Below are 18,785 nucleotides of genomic sequence, written 5' to 3' on the forward strand. Positions count from 1 at the left end.
ATGAAAGATATTTTATGGCTCATACAAAAAACGTTATCTGTACTTTTGAAAAATAAAAAAGGGTTATTCATTATTATTAGTTTGCCGATAATCGGAACACTAATCTCCTTCTCAATGTATGGGAATGTGGGGCAAGGGACGTTAAATATCGGGGTTATAAATAAAGAAAATCAATCTATAGCAAATGATACGGTGAAATTTTTAGAAGGATTAAATCATGTAAAGGTAAGTAAAATTAAAGAATCTGAAGTAGAAGATAAACTCACTTCCAAAAAACTTGATGGAGTTATTACATTAGATTCTGGTTTTTCAAAAAGTGTTCGAGAAGGGAAACCAGCTCATATTGAAATTTCATCGATTAAAGGTGATCAAGTAACAGGGTTTATAAAATCATATTTATACAATTATATTGATAATGTAGCAGCTATTAGTAAAGTAGCAGGTACAGATCAAAGTGCATTTGATAGTATGTACGCAGGATATCAAAAAGGTTCAATTAAAATGAAAACTGAGACGCTAGAAGATACTTCGAAAAATAAAGATATGACAAACCAAACGATGGGTTATCTTATTATGTTTATGCTATTTTCAGCAGCGAACTTATCAGGTTATATTTTAAAAGAAAAAGAAAATAGAACGTATTTTAGACTCTTATCAACGCCAATAGATGGGAAGAAATTTATATTATCTAATGTCGGGGTAAATATGATGCTATTAACAGTACAAATTCTGATTACAATTCTATTCCTAACGAATGTTTTTCATATAAATATCAATATGCCTTTCATAGTGATGATTGGTGTACTCATGCTATTTGCTTTAATAGCGATTGGAATATCGTTAGTCCTTGTCGCTTTTTCGAAAAACTCAGCATCAGCAAATGCACTGCAGAATATGATTATTGTACCAACATGTTTACTCGCTGGATGTTATTTTCCATATGACATTATGCCAAAAGCGGTGCAAAAAGTAGCTGATTTTCTTCCGCAGAGATGGTTGTTAGATACAGTATCAAAACTCCAACAAGGAATTCCATTTTCAGAGTTGTATGTAAATATTTTAATCTTATTCGCCTTTGCGGTAGCATTCTTCTTAATTGCGATTTATAAGTTTGGAAGAAATAATGATGCAAGGAACTTTGTTTAATATAGAAAGGGTGTGACGTTAAGTCACATCCTTTTTTGTATGAAGCATGAAATTTAAATTTGAATGACAAAATAGAAAGGTGGAAAGAAAACGAGCGGAAGGAAATTAAAATGATTAAGAAAATATTACGAGTTACTTCTATTATCATTGCTATTTTAGTTTTTATTTTAATTTGGATGCATATTGACGTTACTTTAGGTAGAAAAATGGAAGCTGGAAAAAACATGCCGATAGAATACGCTCCTCATTATAGCGACTTTCAATTATATGTAGAAGGAAAGCCGTTTTATAAACAGTTGTTTACTGATATAAAAGAAGCGAAAAGTTCTATTTACACGTATTTTTTTATTTTGTCAGATGATAAAAGTAGCCATACTTTTTTAAACTTATTAAAAGAGAAGGCAAAAGAAGGAGTAAACGTCTATTTATCAGTTGATCGCATTAATGATTTATCATTTGAAAGAAAGATGATAAATGAATTGCGGGAAAGTGGTGTGCATTTTACATATAGTAGAAAACCTGAATTGCCATTTGGCTTTTATTCACTTCATCATCGTAATCATCGCCGTATTACGACGATTGATGGGGAGATTGGATATACAGGTGGGTTTAATATGGGAGATGAGTACTTAGGAAAAGATAAGCGATTTGGATATTGGCGTGATTATCATGTGCGGATAAAAGGAGAAGGAGCAAAAGATTTAGAAGAGCAATTCGCTTTAGATTGGAAACGAGATACGACAGAACATATAAAGAGAAGTACGAATAAAGCTAGTAAAGGGAACACGTTGCATTCTATGGCTAGTTACAATGGGCATCACGTCGCTGAAAAATATATCGAATTAATAAAAGAAGCGAAGCATTCAATCGTAATTACAACCCCTTATTTTATAGCAAAAAATAAAGAACTAATGAATACTTTAATTGAAGCGCAAAAACGTGGTGTTACAGTAAAGGTACTTTGGTCATATAAACCAGATATTCCTCTTATTAAAGAAGCGGCATATCCGTACATACGCCAAGCTGTTAATAACGGGATTGCGGTATACGGTTATAAAAAAGGGATGTTTCATGGGAAGTTAATGCTTATTGATAATGAATTAACCGTTATCGGTACTACAAACTTTACGGCTCGTAGCTTTTATATAAATGATGAGATGAACTTGTATATTCATGGGGGAACTATCGTATCAGAAGTGAATACGGCATTAGCGCAAGATTTTCATGATTCGAAAGAAATGACGAAAGAATTTTTTGAGAAGTTATCGTTTTGGGAGCGTTGTAAGGAGAGATTAGCAGGATTGGTGGATTTTTATTTATAAAGGTTAATGGAAAAGGATGTCTTTTATAGACACCCTTTTTTAATGAGAAATAATTAGTTTTCATGCACAAGCAATGAAGCATCATCACTAATCAATGTCCCGACATGCTCACCTAAGCAAATTCTTTTCATTACACCAGGCTCATCAAAGTTAAAGACGTGTGCAGGTAAATTGTAATCACGGGCAAGTAATAAAGCGGCTTGATCCATGACTTGAATGTTTTGCCTAACAACATCGTTATAGTTTAGTTTTCTGTACATTTTCGCTGATTTATTATGTTTTGGATCACTAGTAAAGACGCCATCTACTCCTTGTTTTGCAACTAATATTGCGTCACTATTCATTTCAATGGCTCTTTGAACACTTGGATAATCTGTCGTAACGAACGGTTGCCCGTTACCACCGCCAAAAATGACCACATAACCGTTATCTAAATGATGTACTGCACGTAGGCGAATGTATGGTTCAGCTACAGCATTAAACGGGATGGAAGTCATAACGCGCACTTCTTTATTTGTTTTACTTGTTAACACGCCGCGTAGCATTAAGCTATTAATGATTGTACCTAACGTACCAATATTATCAGCTTCTACACGATCAATTCCCCATTCTTCAGCTAAATGACCTCTGAAAATGTTACCGCCACCGATGACGATAGATACCTCGATACCTAAATCAACAATGGATAAAATTTCATTTGCGATATGTTCTAATCTTTTGGAGTTAAAGCTATTTCCGGTTTGATCGGCAAGTGCACCGCCGCTTAATTTAATTAAGACACGTTTATATGGCCTCATAACAATTCCCCCTATATAGATCGCAATAAAAAAGGAACAAAGGCAAATGCCTTTGTTCCTTTTGGAGAAAATGAAAAAGAAAAGAAGAAGATAGGACGAATTTTTGTACATAATTTTTCATACCATCCACTCCTTTTCATTTTGATTTTTTGTAAGTATATATCTTTTTGATTATACGAAACAATCTGACTACTTATCAAGTATATTTTATTTCTTTTTAATGAAAAGGTGTCAATGAAAAAGAAAAGAAAAATTTTCGAATTTTTTGTGACGAACTTGTAGGTTTTTGTATGATTTTGTAGGTTCGCTTATAAGATGTGTGAGTAGCTTTTATAAATTCAAATTGAAAGCGTTCGCATGAAGGGGATGAACATAGATGAAAAAATTCGGATTGGCAACACAAATTTTTGTCGCGCTTGTTTTAGGGATTGTAGTAGGGGCAGTCTTTTATGGCAATAAAACGGCGATTTCTTATATCACACCAATTGGGGATATATTTATTCACTTAATTAAGATGATTGTAGTACCAATTGTTATTTCAGCATTAATTGTTGCGGTAGCTGGTGTAGGCGATATGAAAAAGCTTGGGAAACTGGGCGGTAAGACAATTCTTTATTTCGAAATTATTACGACGATTGCTATTTTAATGGGATTACTTGCAGCGAATATATTCCAACCAGGTACTGGCGTTGATATGAGTAATTTACAGCAAAGTGATATTTCTTCTTATAAACAAACAGCAGATGCAACAGAGAAGAAAGGCTTTGCAGAAACGATTGTTCATATTGTACCGAAAAATATATTTGAGTCTATTACACAAGGTGACTTATTACCGATTATATTCTTCTCAGTACTATTCGGTTTAGGAGTTGCAGCAATCGGTGAAAAGGGAAAGCCTGTTTTTAACTTTTTTGAAGGTGTACTCGAAGCGATGTTTTGGGTTACAAATCAAGTGATGAAATTCGCACCATTTGGTGTATTCGCATTAATTGCTGTTACGGTTGCAAAATTTGGTGTAGCAACACTACTTCCTTTAGGAAAACTAGTGCTAGCTGTATACGTAACTGTTATACTATTCGTTGTGATTGTATTAGGTATTAATGCACGAATGGTTGGCGTAAACATTTTTACATTAATGAAAATTTTAAAAGAAGAACTTATTCTTTCATTTACGACAGCAAGTTCAGAAGCTGTTTTACCTAATATAATGAGAAAGATGGAAGAGTTCGGTTGTCCAAAGGCAGTTGCCTCTTTCGTAATTCCGACAGGTTATACATTTAACTTGACTGGATCAGCTATTTATCAAGCGTTAGCGGCATTGTTCGTTGCACAAATGTACGGTGTTCACATGTCACTGACGGAGCAAATAACGCTATTATTCGTTCTCATGTTAACATCCAAAGGTATGGCGGGAGTTCCGGGGGCATCATTCGTTGTTGTATTAGCAACGTTAGGATCAATGGGATTACCGCTAGAAGGCATCGCATTGATTGCGGGAATTGACCGCATTTTAGATATGATTCGCTCAGCTGTCAATGTATTAGGAAATGCATTAGCGGCCATTGTTATGTCGAAGTGGGAAGGCGAATTCGATGACGAGAAAGCAAAACAATATGTAGAAACAGTCAAAGAAACAAAAGCAGCATAAGAAATCGTTAAGGAGTGAATAATCATGGCAACATTAACTGAAGTTAAAAATGGCGTTCGAATTGAAAAAGATTTTTTAGGTGAAAAAGAAGTACCAAACTATGCATACTACGGCGTACAAACAATGCGTGCGGTTGAAAACTTCCCAATTACAGGATACAAAATCCATGAAGGTTTAATTAGAGCGTTCGCAATTGTAAAAAAAGCTGCAGCGCTTGCTAATACAGATGTAGGAAGATTGGAGTTGGACAAGGGCGGCGCGATCGCAGAAGCTGCTCAAGAAATTCTTGATGGAAAGTGGCATGATCATTTCATCGTGGATCCAATCCAAGGCGGAGCAGGTACTTCAATGAACATGAATGCAAATGAAGTCATGGCCAATCGTGCTCTTGAATTATTAGGAATGGAAAAAGGAGACTATCATTATATTAGTCCAAATAGTCATGTAAACATGGCGCAATCAACAAACGATGCATTCCCAACGGCAATTCATATCGCAACATTAAACGCATTAGAAGGTTTATTACAAACGATGGGCTATATGCACGATGTATTTGAATTAAAAGCAGATCAGTTCGATCATGTTATTAAAATGGGTCGTACACATTTACAAGACGCTGTGCCAATTCGTCTTGGACAAGAATTTAAAGCGTACTCTCGCGTACTTGAACGTGATATGAAACGAATTCAGCAATCACGTCAACACTTATATGAAGTAAATATGGGAGCAACTGCAGTCGGTACAGGCTTAAATGCGGATCCAGAATATATTGAAGCAGTTGTAAAACATTTAGCTACAATTAGTGAACTACCACTTGTTGGTGCAGAAGATTTAGTAGATGCAACGCAAAATACGGATGCATACACTGAAGTATCTGCAGCACTTAAAGTGTGTATGATGAATATGTCTAAAATTGCAAATGACCTTCGCTTAATGGCATCAGGTCCACGTGTTGGCTTAGCGGAAATTATGCTACCTGCTCGTCAACCAGGTTCATCTATTATGCCAGGGAAAGTAAACCCTGTTATGCCAGAAGTAATTAATCAAATTGCGTTCCAAGTAATTGGTAACGACCATACAATTTGCCTTGCTTCAGAAGCAGGACAATTAGAATTAAACGTTATGGAACCAGTACTTGTTTTCAACTTACTTCAATCAATTAGCATTATGAATAATGGTTTCCGTGCCTTTACAGATAATTGCTTAAAAGGAATTGAAGCGAATGAAGATCGCTTAAAAGAGTATGTTGAGAAAAGTGTAGGAATTATTACAGCCGTGAACCCTCATATCGGTTATGAAGCAGCAGCTCGCGTTGCGAAAGAAGCAATCGCAACAGGGCAATCCGTTCGAGAACTTTGTGTGAAAAATGGTGTATTATCACAAGAAGATTTAGAGTTAATTCTAGATCCATTCGAAATGACACACCCAGGGATTGCAGGAGCAACTCTTTTAAAGAAAAATTAACAAAAGAGGGGGGACAAGCCCCTCTTTTTTGTTTACAATATAGAAATGCTATATATGAATAGAGGTAGGGATGTTATGAGTAAGTTTACAGTAGCTTCTAATGGTTCATTAGAAACGACATTAAGAGGAGTAGAAGTATTATCAACACCACTTTTAAATAAAGGGGTCGCTTTCACGCAAGAAGAGAGAGAAGAATTAGGTTTAAAAGGGTTATTACCGCCAGCAGTTTTAACATTAGAAGAACAAGCACGCCGAGCATACGAGCAATTTTGTTCTCAGCCGGATGATTTATTAAAGAATGTATACTTAACAGCATTGCATGATCGAAATGAAGTATTATTTTATCGTATATTAACAAATCATTTACGTGAAATGTTACCAATTGTATATACACCAACAGTCGGTGTAGCGATTCAAAGATATAGTCATGAATATCGTAAACCACGTGGTGTGTATTTATCAATTAACGATTCGTCAGGTATTGAAGAAGCATTTGCGAATATCGGTGCAACAGCAGAAAATATTGATTTAGTCGTTGTAACAGATGGAGAAGGCATACTTGGAATTGGTGACTGGGGCGTTGGTGGTATTAACATCGCCATCGGAAAATTAGCTGTTTATACGGCTGCGGTTGGAATCGATCCTAGTCGTGTATTACCGGTAATTCTAGACGTAGGTACAAATCGTGAAGAACTATTAAACAACCCATTTTATATTGGAAACCGTCACCCTCGTATAACTGGTGAAGCTTACGATGAGTTTATTGATACGTTTGTACAAGCGGTAAATAAGCAATTCCCGAAAGCACTATTACATTGGGAAGACTTTAGTTCTCGAAATGCACGAAAAATTTTAGATAAATATCGTCATGATATTTGTACATTTAATGATGATATTCAAGGTACAGGTGCAGTTTCACTTGCGGCTGTGTTATCGGCAGTGAAAGTTTCGGGTGTACCGCTAAGTGAACACCGCGTTGTTGTGTTTGGTGCTGGGACGGCTGGAATCGGTATCGCGGATCAAGTTAGAGATGCAATGGTCCGCGTAGGCGTATCAGAAGAAGAATCATATAAGCGTTTCTGGTGTATTGATCGTAACGGGTTAGTTACAGATAATATGGAAGATCTTCTTGATTTCCAAATTCCATATGCAAGAAGAGAATCGGAAGTAAGTGAGTGGAAACAAAATGATGTGATCGGACTTGCTGAAGTTGTGAAGCATGTAAAACCGACAATTTTAATCGGTACATCAACTGTTGCAGGAGCATTCAAAGAAGAGATTATTAAAGAAATGGCTTCTCATGTAGAAAGACCAATTATTTTACCAATGTCGAATCCGACGCCACTTGCTGAAGCAAAACCGGCTGATTTAATTGAGTGGACAGAAGGAAGAGCGTTAGTTGCAACAGGAAGTCCATTTGAACCGGTTACGTATAACGGTGTAACGTATGTGATTGGACAATCGAATAATGCACTTATTTTCCCGGGACTTGGTCTTGGAACAATTGTCGTACGTGCAAGCGTCATGACGGATGGAATGTTTGCAGCAGCTGCTGAAGCAGTTGCAAGCATGGTAGATACAAGTCAGCCAGGAGCACCTATTTTGCCAGAAGTTGAAGAGTTACGTAATATCTCGGAAATGGTTGCAATTGAAGTAGCGAAAGTTGCTGTTGCAGAAGGTGTTGCTAGAGAGAACTTAAGTGATAACGATATCAAGATTGCAGTGAAGGAAGCAATCTGGGAGCCAGAGTATCGCCAAATAAAAGCGGTAGATAAGGTTAGAATATAGAAATAAAGCCCGTTTATTATAATAAACGGGCTTTCACTTTTACTACTGACAAAAAGTATAGGAAGTGGCACCTTTGAATTGGAATCAGTTATGGAAGAAAGATATATCCCTTTTAATTATATTAATGGTTGTTGTTCCGATTGCTGGAGAGCTTAATTTTCATCCTTTTAACGATACGTTTCGCGTTAGCTTTGGGACACCGCTTTTCTTCTTTTTATTATTATTTTTAAGAAGAATACCAGCAGCTGCTGCAGGTGTTCTTGTCGGAATATGTGTCGTTTTATTCCGCGTATGTCTGGACTGGATTATGCAAGGTTCATTTCATATGACAGAATCATTTTATTTGCGCTATCCTGTGTTCTTTTATTATTTTATTTATGGAAGTCTTTTTTCGCTTTGTAGGGTGAATAAGTTTCATCAGAATCCAATTGTTATTGGTTGCCTTGGGATTACAATTGAAATGATCGCAAGTATGTCAGAACTAGCGATATATCATATGGTAGTGCTCGGTACAACAATAACAATTTCTGAAGTGAATAAGTTAATTATTATTGCTATTTTTCGTAGTTTCTTTGCACTCGGTTTTTTAAATATGATGAATTTATATGAAACGAAATTAAAAGAATCACAAGTTCGAAAAGAAAATGAAAAAATGTTAATGCACTTGTCCAATTTATATGTAGAATCTGTTCATTTGAAAAAAACGTTACAAAATGCAGAATTGATTACACAAGAAGCATATCAACTATATCGAAACTTACAAGCGAACGATGATTCCAGTAGTAAAACAGCATTGAAAATAGCAGGAGAAGTGCACGAAATAAAAAAGGATAATCAAAGAATTTTTGCAGGATTATCTAAACTGTTATTAGATAAAAATGTGGCTGAGTATGTAGAAGGACATGAGCTTACAGAAATGATTGTAAGAATAAATGAAAAGTATGCTGAAATGCTAGAGAAAGATATACGTTTTTCTAAACATATAGAAGGTGAACACGCTGCATATCCCGTGTATACAGTCTTATCAATTTTTAATAACTTAGTTGCCAATGCAGTGGAAGCAATTGAAAATAGAGGTCTCATAAATATTAAGTTATATAAACGGGATCAACATGTAATCTTTGAAGTAATTGACGATGGCCCTGGTATTGCACAAAAGTATAAGGAATTAGTATTTAAGCCTGGGTTTACTTCAAAGTATGATCAAACGGGAACACCGTCCACAGGTATTGGACTTTCTTACATACACGAAATGGTAACAGAGCTCGGCGGAGAAGTAAGATTAGAAGACAATGAAACTGGAAAAGGGTGTAAGTTTATCGTTTGTTTACCGGAGTATAGTTTAAAGCGGGAAGGGGAATAGGTTTGTTTTATTATATTGTAGATGATGATGAAGTTTTCCGTTCAATGCTTTCGCACATTATTGAGGATGGCGATCTTGGGGAAGTAATTGGAGAATCGGAAGATGGAGCGTTTATTGAAGCAGAACAGTTAAATTATAAAAAAGTAGATATTTTATTTATTGATTTACTCATGCCAATGAGAGACGGCATTGAAACAGTTCGCCATATAGCGCCTTCATTCAATGGGAAAATTATTATGATTTCCCAAGTTGAATCGAAACAGCTCATTGGTGAGGCGTATACACTTGGTGTGGAGTATTATATTACGAAACCACTAAACAAAATTGAAGTTGAATCTGTCGTACGAAAAGTAATGGAACGGATTCGCTTGGAGCGTTCCATACATGATATTCAAAAATCATTGAATAACGTGTTTCAGTGGGAGCAACCGCAAATGCGCAATGAACCGGTGCAAGAAGCAAAAAAGATAGCAGATTCCGGACGCTTCTTACTATCAGAGCTAGGTATTGCGGGAGAGAACGGAAGTAAAGATTTACTTAGTATGCTGGAATATTTATATGGACAAGAAAAGGCGCAAACATTTGAATTTGGATTTCCGGCATTAAAAGATATTTTTCACCAAATAACATTAAAAAAATTAAATCATATAGCTTCGGATGCAGATATAGATAAGGAAAGAAAAGCATCTGAACAACGTGTAAGAAGAGCGATTTATCAATCATTGAATCATTTAGCCTCCCTCGGACTAACAGACTTTTCAAATCCGAAATTTGAAAGCTATGCTCCAAAATTTTTTGATTTCACTGTAGTTAGAAAACGGATGACAGAAATGACGAAGGATGAAGTAGCAACTTCTGGCCACATACGAATTAATACGAAAAAATTTATTCAAGTGTTGTATTTTGAGGCGAAACGGTTGATGGAGATAGAGTGAAAAGATGCTTATAAATAAGCATCTTTTTTTGTTAAATCAACATTTTATATTTTCTCGTGAAGCATGTAAAATGTTAAGTAAGAGAAAATGGTTTTACATTAAGGAAGTGTCAAAACAATGAGTTTTACATTAAATAAATCGATTATTAAAGAAGTATGCGGAGAAACCTCATATAAAAGAGGCGAAGCTTATTATAAAGCAAATAAAGTAATCGTGAATCATTATGATGAAACGAAAGAAATTTGTGAGGCGACGGTAAAAGGGAATGAAGATTTTCATGTTACAGTAGAAAAAGCTCAAAAAGGAGATGTAGTTGCGAGATGTAGTTGTCCTTCGTTAGCGTCTTTTCAAACGTACTGTCAACATGTTGCAGCCGTACTAATACAAATAAATTGTAATCAGCAAACGGGTGGGATGACCTCTGCTAGTAGTGAAAATATGAGCGGGAATGATCAATTAACGAATGGGATGTTTCAGTTGTTTGCAGACAAACCACTGAGGCCAAAAAGTAAACAACACCGTTTTGATACACGTGAAATATTAGATGTTGCTTTTATATGTTCACCAGTGGCTACGAAAAGTGGTGGGGCCCTTCTTGGAATTCAGTTAAAACTTGCGAAAACATATTTTATAAATCATATTAGAGAATTTCTTTCTAAAGTGGAGAAGAGAGAGACTTTTCATTGTTCCAATGAATTTACATACACGCCAGATGTACACAGTTTTAAACAAGAAACGGACGCGATTATACAACAACTCATTAAAATATATCATAACGAAAAAATGTATGAAGATGCATTAGAAGTACATGCGAAACAAGACGAAAGTATGATATTTATACCGCCAGCTTCGTGGAAAGATATGCTTTCTTCACTTTCTAAAGTTGGGTATGTACAGCTGAAACAAAATGAACAACTGTTTCATGGCTTACAAATTTCAAAAGGTTTATTGCCATTACATTTTGAGTTTACGAAAGGCAATAATGGCGGGTTTACACTTCATATAGACGGCTTAAATCGTGTTCAAGTTATGGAAATGTATAACAACGCTCTTTACGATGGGAAATTATATCATTTACCGATGGAGGATTGTATGCGACTTATTGAATTACAAAAGATGATGAGTCGCTCAAATAGCAATCAGTTTTATATTCCTGAAAATAAGATGGAACATTTCGTAGCGAAAGTTGTGCCTGGGTTAATGAAACTTGGTACGGTACGCATTGATGAAGTAATATCAGATCGTGTTGAAACGCCTTCGCTAAAAGCAAAATTGTATTTAGATCGAGTGAAAAATCGTTTGTTAGCTGGTCTCGAATTCCATTACGGCAACGTCGTGATTAGTCCACTAGAAGAAGACGGGCAGCCGTCTGTTTTTAATCGTGATGAGAAAAAGGAAAAAGAGATTTTAGAAATTATGAGTGAAAGTGCCTTCGCCAAAACAGAAGGCGGTTACTTTATACATAATGAAGAGGCTGAGTATAACTTTTTATATCACGTCGTTCCAACGTTAAAAGGCTTAGTTGATATTTATGCGACGACAGCAATTAAATTACGCATTCATAAAGGGGATACAGCCCCTCTTATTAGGGTAAGAAGAAAAGAAAGAATTGATTGGTTGTCATTTCGTTTTGATATAAAAGGAATACCGGAAGCGGAAATTAAAGGTGTATTAGTCGCTCTTGAAGAGAAACGCAAATATTACCGATTAGCGAATGGTTCTTTATTATCACTAGAGAGCAAAGAGTTTAATGAAATTAATCAGTTTGTAAAAGAATCGGGTATTCGAAAAGAATTTTTACATGGGGAAGAAGTGAATGTTCCACTTATTCGGAGTGTGAAATGGATGAACGGACTTCACGAAGGTAATGTTTTAAGTTTAGATGAGTCTGTTCAAGAGTTAGTTGGAAACATTCAAAATCCGAAAAAATTAAAGTTTACGGTGCCGCAAACTTTACATGCTGTAATGAGAGAGTATCAAGTATACGGATTCGAGTGGATGAAAACACTCGCCTATTACCGTTTTGGCGGTATTTTAGCAGACGATATGGGACTTGGGAAAACGCTGCAAAGTATTGCTTATATAGATTCTGTGTTGCCGGAAATTCGAGAAAAGGAACTACCTATATTAGTTGTTTCTCCATCGTCTCTAGTTTATAACTGGTTAAGCGAGTTGAAAAAATTTGCCCCACATATTAAAGCAGTTATTGCAGATGGAAATCAAGCAGAAAGACGGAAAATCTTAAAAGATATAGCGGAATTTGATGTTGTGATTACGTCATATCCATTACTGAGAAGAGATATAAGATTGTATGCGAGGCCATTTCATACACTATTTCTTGATGAAGCACAGGCTTTTAAAAACCCTACAACGCAAACTGCAAGGGCAGTGAAAACAATTCAAGCTGAATATCGTTTCGGGCTAACGGGAACGCCTGTAGAAAATTCATTAGAAGAGCTATGGTCTATCTTCCATGTTGTCTTCCCAGAATTATTACCAGGAAGAAAAGAGTTCGGTGATCTAAGGCGTGAAGATATTGCGAAGCGGGTCAAACCATTTGTATTAAGAAGGTTAAAAGGGGATGTATTAAATGAGTTGCCAGATAAAATAGAACATCTACAATCATCGGAGTTGTTACCAGATCAAAAGAGATTGTATGCTGCGTATTTAGCGAAATTAAGGGAAGAAACGTTAAAACATTTAGACAAAGATACGTTACGCAAAAATAAAATTAGAGTTTTAGCGGGATTAACAAGATTACGCCAAATTTGTTGTCACCCTGCTTTGTTTGTTGATGATTATAAGGGCAGTTCAGCTAAATTTGAACAACTGTTAGAGATTTTAGAGGAATGTAGAAGTACAGGGAAGAGAATTCTTATCTTTTCTCAATTCACGAAGATGCTTTCCATTATTGGTCGTGAGTTAAATCGTCAAGCAATTCCATACTTTTACTTAGATGGGAGTACACCTTCGCAGGAGCGTGTAGAGCTATGCAATCGATTTAATGAAGGGGAAGGGGATCTATTCCTTATTTCTTTAAAAGCTGGAGGTACGGGCCTTAACTTGACGGGTGCCGATACGGTTATATTATACGATTTATGGTGGAATCCAGCAGTTGAACAACAAGCAGCTGATAGAGCATATCGAATGGGACAAAAAAATACGGTACAAGTTATTAAGCTAGTGGCTCACGGAACAATTGAGGAAAAAATGCATGAACTGCAAGAGAGTAAGAAAAATTTAATCGCTGAAGTGATTGAGCCTGGAGACGAGAAATTATCATCAATCACGGAGGAAGAAATTCGAGATATTTTAATGATTTAATATGAAAAAGCTATGCTTTCAAATTTATGAGAGCATAGCTTTTTGTTGTAATAATAATATTTTATTTTGAACAAAGTAAAGAAATAAGACACTATTTATTTTACTTCTTTGTACCTTTACTTTTGTATGGTTTTGCAGCTGCCTTTTTCTTTGCACTTGATTGCCAACGATTCCATCCTTTACTTCCTGTACCTTGTCCTACACCTTTTTTCGGTTTTGCTTTCGTTTTGCTCATATGATCACTCCATTATATAAAAAATCTGATTTGATAATAGTCAATGATTTAGAAAATACTCTTTATAAATGACTATGTTTGCTTTAAGTAAAAAAAACTGCTTGAATGCTATAGTATATCATGAATTTGCAAGTAAGCTGAAAGGAATTACAAAGAAAATGAAAATAATACGAAATACTGCGGATTCTATATTTCGAACGATTACATTAATTGTTGTGTATACGTTAGTTTCGGTTAGTGAAACGTTTTTTGGGTTGACGAGACAGAAAAAATAAAGACGTTAAATTAACAACAATCAATAAAGCCTTAAAATAAAGAATTGAAAATATTTTTAAACTTTTTGTTGACTTTCTTTATTTTTTGTATAGAATAATCATTAATAAAATGTTTCAGAGATGTGACAACAAAACGACTATGAAAGGACGAGTAGTAGTAGGATGTAGTCTAAGCGAGTCAGGGGTGGTGTGAGCCTGATACGAAGCCTATTATGAAGAACCTCCTGGAGTTGCTAACCAAAATCCTTTATAGGAAAGTAGACTTAGCCGGGAACTTCGCCGTTACAAGAAGAGCAGTATCGAGATATTTCATCTCCGTACTGTATAAGTGAGCAACCTCTGTTGCTAATTTGGGTGGTACCGCGGAACCAAAGCCTTTCGTCCCAGTTTTTTGGGAAAGAAGGGCTTTTTTTGTTGGCTTCTTTTCACAACATCCAAACATTTTAGGAGGAAACCACCATGTATCAATCATTAATGACAGTAAGAGAGACGCAAATCGCAATTAAGGAAGTTAAAACATTTTTCGAGGACCAGTTAGCAAAACGCCTTGAACTATTCCGCGTATCTGCACCATTATTCGTAACGAAAAAATCAGGATTAAACGATCACCTAAACGGTGTAGAACGTCCAATTGAATTTGATATGTTACATTCAGGAGAAGAATTAGAAATTGTTCATTCACTAGCGAAGTGGAAAAGATTCGCATTACATGAATATGGCTATGAAGCTGGTGAAGGTTTATATACAAACATGAACGCAATCCGTCGTGATGAAGAACTTGATGCAACACATTCCATTTACGTTGACCAATGGGATTGGGAAAAAATCGTTCAAAAAGAATGGCGTACTGTAGATTACTTACAACAAACAGTACAAACAATTTATGGAATATTCAAAGATTTGGAAGATCACTTATTTGAAAAGTATCCGTTCCTTGGAAAGTATTTACCAGAAGAAATCGTGTTCGTTACTTCCCAAGAGCTAGAAGATAAATATCCAGAATTAACACCGAAAGATCGTGAACATGCAATTGCAAAAGAACACGGTGCAGTCTTCATTATCGGAATTGGTGATGCACTTCGTTCAGGTGAAAAGCATGATGGGCGCGCAGCTGATTATGATGATTGGAAATTAAACGGTGACATTTTATTCTGGCACCCAGTATTACAATCTTCATTCGAATTATCATCAATGGGAATTCGTGTTGATAGCAAATCACTTGATGAGCAATTAACGAAAACAGGCGAAGATTTCAAACGTGAGTACGATTTCCATAAAGGTATTTTAGAAGACGTACTACCATTAACAATTGGCGGTGGTATTGGACAATCAAGAATGTGCATGTACTTCTTACGAAAAGCACATATCGGTGAAGTTCAATCTTCTGTATGGCCTGACGATTTACGTGAAGCTTGCAAGAAAGAAAACATTCATCTGTTTTAATAGAAGTGAGAGAGGGTAGCTCAAAGAGTTATCCTCTCTCTTTTTTATTGTGTAAACGAATGGTTTACAGTGAATTTTACTAATGGTTTCTTTCTTCTATATCTCTTTTTGTGTAATAATTTGTTAAAGGAGGGGACGTTATGAGCTTAGGAGAACAGTTAAAAAAACTACGAGTGTCAAAGGGATTTTCACAAGAGGATGTTGCTAAAAAGATTGGTGTGACAAGGCAGGCAGTATACAAATGGGAGAATGATAAAAGCTGTCCTGACATTGAAAATTTGATTTTGCTTAGCGAAATGTATAACGTGACGCTAGATGAGCTAATAAAAGGGAATCAAAATTTAAAAGAAAAAATACATATTGATGAAGAAAATGAGGATTTTGAGAAAGAGAATGAATTTGGTTTTTATATTGGCTGCGGTTTATTAATTATGAGTGCTTTCATTGATTATGAAAGAATGCAAGTGGTTGTCTTAGGCGTTGCACTATTCATGATGGTCTTTTACTCTGACGTGAAGAAAGTTATTTTGAATGAATATAGATCGTTTTTTTATGGGAAAGAGCGATAAGATATAAAATGAGAAGAGTCAGTTATATTTCCTAGGAAAGGATAAAATGAATAATTAAATTATTTTATGATGATTTTTGGATGTTGGTAATATGTTAAAGAACGATTTGGATAGAGTCTTGAAATCTATGTGTAAAATGATAATACATTTTTAAAAGCTCAAACAAGCATAACCACGTTCTAAAGTTAGGACGTGGTTAAAAATATAGTGGTTTAATATATAATACATCACTTCATTGTTTGTTACCGAGTTCTTCCGCTAAACCGACTAAAATGCCTTCGGTTCCACGAATGTAGCAAAGTCGATATGAGTCCTCGTACTGAACTACTTCGCCAACGAGCTCTGCACCATGCTTAGTAAGTCTATTTACCATTTCGTCAATGTCTTCAACGGTAAACATGACGCGTAAATAACCGAGGGCGTTTACAGGAGCTGCTCGGTGATCTGCTATAGTAGCTGGGGCGAGAAATCGCGAAAGTTCAATTCGACTATGGCCATCTGGGGTAACCATCATAGCAATCTCTACGCACTGAGAACCGAGTCCGGTTACGCGACCAGCCCATTCACCTTCGACATTTGCTCTCCCTTCGAGTTTCAAACCAATCTCTTCGAAGAAAGAGATTGCGTTATCAAGGGATTCTACAACGATGCTGACATTGTCCATTCTTAGTAATTTGTTTTTTGTCATTGTCTTTATCTCCTTATATATAAAAGTGTGTTATCTAATCATCTCCATAATTATACTATTAAAAAGTTCCAAATTCCTTCTAAACAAAAACACCTTGTCACAGTGTAGGAGAATGTGACAAGGTGTTTTTTAAGTATATCATATAGCATCTTATTAACGAACAACACTTCGAAAATCTTCTACTATTGAGATGCGTATGAACTTTATTTCGTGAATACTATCATGTTCAAGTAGTTTTAAGAACTTGATAGTGTAGTTGTTATTCGATAGAACGACTTCGACTTTCCCACAAAATATTCCCGCTCTGTTTCTATTTATATAGGAAGGAAATAGATTCATCTCATTTGTTTTAAGTTTTACCGGTGAAACTTAACTCATCTGCACTAAAGGCTCAATTTTCGCCATAAATGATTGATGCAGCGCCTCAACACCTGTTACTAAATGAAGGCGGTCAATAACGACAGACACTTTAATTTCTGATGTACTTACCATTTTAATATGAATATTTTCTTCTTTTAAAGTAGTGAACATATTCGCGGCAACTCCAGGGTTAGATACCATACCAGATCCTACGATTGATACTTTTGCTAAATGATTTTCATGTTCTACAGATTCATAGTGAAGTGCTTCGTGGTTTTGTTCCAACACTTCTAAAGTTTCTTTTAAATCACTCGAGTGGATGGAGAAGGAGAGATGAACAGTTCCTTCATTTGTAATACTTTGAATGATGATATCTACATTAATATGTGCCGCTGCTAATGTAGAGAAAACAGTGGAAAGCGATCCTTGTTCTAATCCTTTTATTGTGACACGTGTAATATTATCTTCAAATGCAATACCTTTAACGATTGATTGTTGTTCCATGTTACATTCTCCTTTTACAATTGTTCCGTTTTCTTGTTCCATACTTGAGCGAACTTCTAAAATAACATTATGATTTTTAGCGAATTCAACAGCACGAGGGTGTAATACACCAGCACCGAGGTTTGCAAGTTCTAACATTTCGTCATAAGAAATTTCATCTAATTTATAAGCATCTTTTACAACTCGTGGGTCCGTCGTATATACGCCTGTTACATCTGTATAAATATCACATTTTTTTGCTTTCAATGCAGCGGCTAATGCAACAGCAGTTGTATCAGAACCACCGCGGCCAAGCGTTGTAATTTCATGGTTTTCACTAACTCCTTGGAAGCCAGCTACGATAACAATCGTACCTTCAGTAAGATAAGATTGAATTCGATCTGTATGAATGTCAGTAATCCGTGCACTACTATGTACAGATTCTGTCGTAATACCAGCTTGCCATCCTGTTAATGAAATCGCGTTATAACCTTTTGCTTGTAGTGCCATCGTTAATAATGAAATAGTTATTTGCTCTCCTGTTGATAGAAGCATATCCATTTCACGTTTACTTGGATTTTCTGTAATAGCGTTAGTAAGTGCTACAAGTTCATCTGTGCTCTTTCCCATTGCTGAAACGACAGAGACGATACTATGTCCTCGTTCATATTCTTCAATAATTAAATTTGCTACATGTTGAATGCGCGCGACATTTCCGACAGAAGTGCCACCGAATTTTTGTACAATCGTTTCCATTACGAATTCCTTCTTTCATCCATTTTTAAGAATAGATTAGGACATATATAAATCCCAATATTCCTGTAGTTACCAGAGAAAAAACAAAAAACACCATCTCAAATAAGTGAGGATGGTGCTGTTACAGGAAAAGGGAAACAGAAAACGGAGCTAATAAAAAAACCGCCAAAAAAGGAATACCATGAAAAT

At 35.8% G+C, this 18,785-nt stretch carries 14 protein-coding genes and 1 other annotated feature; of the genes, 10 read left to right on the forward strand and 4 right to left on the reverse strand.

Annotated features, from left to right (window positions below; translation table 11 throughout):
• Together KZZ19_RS08710 and cls are read left to right on the forward strand one after the other, a co-directional pair.
• Entirely contained in the window at nucleotides 1-1,146 is a 1,146-nt protein-coding gene (locus KZZ19_RS08710) for an ABC transporter permease (RefSeq protein WP_088095938.1), read from the forward strand.
• A 110-nt stretch (nucleotides 1,147-1,256) separates the two neighbouring features.
• Nucleotides 1,257-2,468, forward strand: coding sequence for a cardiolipin synthase (gene cls / locus KZZ19_RS08715; RefSeq protein WP_237981452.1), 1,212 nt, complete (start codon nucleotides 1,257-1,259; stop codon nucleotides 2,466-2,468).
• A gap of 53 nt (nucleotides 2,469-2,521) precedes the next feature.
• Here the strand turns inward: cls and pyrH are convergent, their stop codons facing one another.
• Nucleotides 2,522-3,265 carry a UMP kinase gene (pyrH, locus tag KZZ19_RS08720; protein ID WP_237981451.1) on the reverse strand — a complete coding sequence of 248 codons (744 nt, stop codon included), beginning with the start codon at nucleotides 3,263-3,265 and terminating at the stop codon, nucleotides 2,522-2,524.
• Between the two features lie 376 nt (nucleotides 3,266-3,641).
• Between pyrH and KZZ19_RS08725 the strand changes: the two genes are divergently transcribed.
• The 6 genes from KZZ19_RS08725 to KZZ19_RS08750 all read left to right on the forward strand — a co-directional run bounded on the left by KZZ19_RS08725 (nucleotide 3,642) and on the right by KZZ19_RS08750 (nucleotide 13,787).
• Entirely contained in the window at nucleotides 3,642-4,913 is a 1,272-nt protein-coding gene (locus tag KZZ19_RS08725; RefSeq protein ID WP_088095943.1) for a cation:dicarboxylate symporter family transporter, read from the forward strand.
• A gap of 24 nt (nucleotides 4,914-4,937) precedes the next feature.
• Nucleotides 4,938-6,377, forward strand: coding sequence for an aspartate ammonia-lyase (gene aspA / locus KZZ19_RS08730; RefSeq protein ID WP_088095944.1), 1,440 nt, complete (start codon nucleotides 4,938-4,940; stop codon nucleotides 6,375-6,377).
• A 75-nt stretch (nucleotides 6,378-6,452) separates the two neighbouring features.
• Complete coding sequence (malS, locus tag KZZ19_RS08735; protein ID WP_237981444.1) at nucleotides 6,453-8,165, forward strand: oxaloacetate-decarboxylating malate dehydrogenase; 1,713 nt, start codon at nucleotides 6,453-6,455, stop codon at nucleotides 8,163-8,165.
• A 64-nt stretch (nucleotides 8,166-8,229) separates the two neighbouring features.
• Complete coding sequence (locus tag KZZ19_RS08740; protein WP_237981443.1) at nucleotides 8,230-9,528, forward strand: sensor histidine kinase; 1,299 nt, start codon at nucleotides 8,230-8,232, stop codon at nucleotides 9,526-9,528.
• A 2-nt stretch (nucleotides 9,529-9,530) separates the two neighbouring features.
• The gene (locus KZZ19_RS08745; RefSeq protein WP_237981442.1) at nucleotides 9,531-10,463 is read left to right on the forward strand and encodes a response regulator; all 933 of its coding nucleotides are present in this window, start codon (nucleotides 9,531-9,533) and stop codon (nucleotides 10,461-10,463) included.
• A gap of 117 nt (nucleotides 10,464-10,580) precedes the next feature.
• The gene (locus KZZ19_RS08750) at nucleotides 10,581-13,787 is read left to right on the forward strand and encodes an SNF2 helicase associated domain-containing protein (RefSeq protein ID WP_237981441.1); all 3,207 of its coding nucleotides are present in this window, start codon (nucleotides 10,581-10,583) and stop codon (nucleotides 13,785-13,787) included.
• A gap of 100 nt (nucleotides 13,788-13,887) precedes the next feature.
• On the opposite strand, the gene KZZ19_RS08755 is transcribed toward KZZ19_RS08750, so the two are convergent.
• The gene (locus tag KZZ19_RS08755) at nucleotides 13,888-14,022 is read right to left on the reverse strand and encodes a DUF3934 domain-containing protein (protein ID WP_000047588.1); all 135 of its coding nucleotides are present in this window, start codon (nucleotides 14,020-14,022) and stop codon (nucleotides 13,888-13,890) included.
• A 405-nt stretch (nucleotides 14,023-14,427) separates the two neighbouring features.
• Nucleotides 14,428-14,686, forward strand: a binding site (T-box leader).
• 70 nt (nucleotides 14,687-14,756) lie between these two features.
• Here KZZ19_RS08755 and asnA point away from each other — a divergent pair.
• Nucleotides 14,757-15,740: an aspartate--ammonia ligase gene (gene asnA / locus KZZ19_RS08760; protein ID WP_237981440.1), complete on the forward strand. Its 984-nt coding sequence runs from the start codon at nucleotides 14,757-14,759 to the stop codon at nucleotides 15,738-15,740.
• A 140-nt stretch (nucleotides 15,741-15,880) separates the two neighbouring features.
• On the forward strand, nucleotides 15,881-16,309 hold the full coding sequence (locus KZZ19_RS08765) for a helix-turn-helix domain-containing protein (RefSeq protein WP_237981439.1): 429 nt from the start codon (nucleotides 15,881-15,883) through the stop codon (nucleotides 16,307-16,309).
• A 232-nt stretch (nucleotides 16,310-16,541) separates the two neighbouring features.
• Here KZZ19_RS08765 and KZZ19_RS08770 read toward each other — a convergent pair whose 3' ends face one another.
• Nucleotides 16,542-16,997 (reverse strand): VOC family protein, encoded by a 456-nt coding sequence (locus tag KZZ19_RS08770; RefSeq protein ID WP_237981438.1) that lies wholly within the window; start codon nucleotides 16,995-16,997, stop codon nucleotides 16,542-16,544.
• A 369-nt stretch (nucleotides 16,998-17,366) separates the two neighbouring features.
• Complete coding sequence (locus KZZ19_RS08775) at nucleotides 17,367-18,596, reverse strand: aspartate kinase (protein ID WP_237981437.1); 1,230 nt, start codon at nucleotides 18,594-18,596, stop codon at nucleotides 17,367-17,369.
• Between the last annotated feature and the right edge of the window lie 189 nt (nucleotides 18,597-18,785).

Source organism: Bacillus thuringiensis (genome assembly GCF_022095615.2).
Lineage (GTDB): Bacteria > Bacillota > Bacilli > Bacillales > Bacillaceae_G > Bacillus_A > Bacillus_A cereus_AG.

Coding starts and splice junctions, on each gene's coding strand:
- cls (WP_237981452.1), top strand. CDS start 1,257: ATGATTAAGAAAATATTACGAGTTACTTCTATTATCATTGCTATTTTA.
- asnA (WP_237981440.1), top strand. CDS start 14,757: ATGTATCAATCATTAATGACAGTAAGAGAGACGCAAATCGCAATTAAG.
- KZZ19_RS08770 (WP_237981438.1), bottom strand. CDS start 16,997: ATGACAAAAAACAAATTACTAAGAATGGACAATGTCAGCATCGTTGTA.
- KZZ19_RS08755 (WP_000047588.1), bottom strand. CDS start 14,022: ATGAGCAAAACGAAAGCAAAACCGAAAAAAGGTGTAGGACAAGGTACA.
- KZZ19_RS08765 (WP_237981439.1), top strand. CDS start 15,881: ATGAGCTTAGGAGAACAGTTAAAAAAACTACGAGTGTCAAAGGGATTT.
- KZZ19_RS08750 (WP_237981441.1), top strand. CDS start 10,581: ATGAGTTTTACATTAAATAAATCGATTATTAAAGAAGTATGCGGAGAA.
- pyrH (WP_237981451.1), bottom strand. CDS start 3,265: ATGAGGCCATATAAACGTGTCTTAATTAAATTAAGCGGCGGTGCACTT.
- KZZ19_RS08710 (WP_088095938.1), top strand. CDS start 1: ATGAAAGATATTTTATGGCTCATACAAAAAACGTTATCTGTACTTTTG.
- aspA (WP_088095944.1), top strand. CDS start 4,938: ATGGCAACATTAACTGAAGTTAAAAATGGCGTTCGAATTGAAAAAGAT.
- KZZ19_RS08725 (WP_088095943.1), top strand. CDS start 3,642: ATGAAAAAATTCGGATTGGCAACACAAATTTTTGTCGCGCTTGTTTTA.
- KZZ19_RS08775 (WP_237981437.1), bottom strand. CDS start 18,596: ATGGAAACGATTGTACAAAAATTCGGTGGCACTTCTGTCGGAAATGTC.
- malS (WP_237981444.1), top strand. CDS start 6,453: ATGAGTAAGTTTACAGTAGCTTCTAATGGTTCATTAGAAACGACATTA.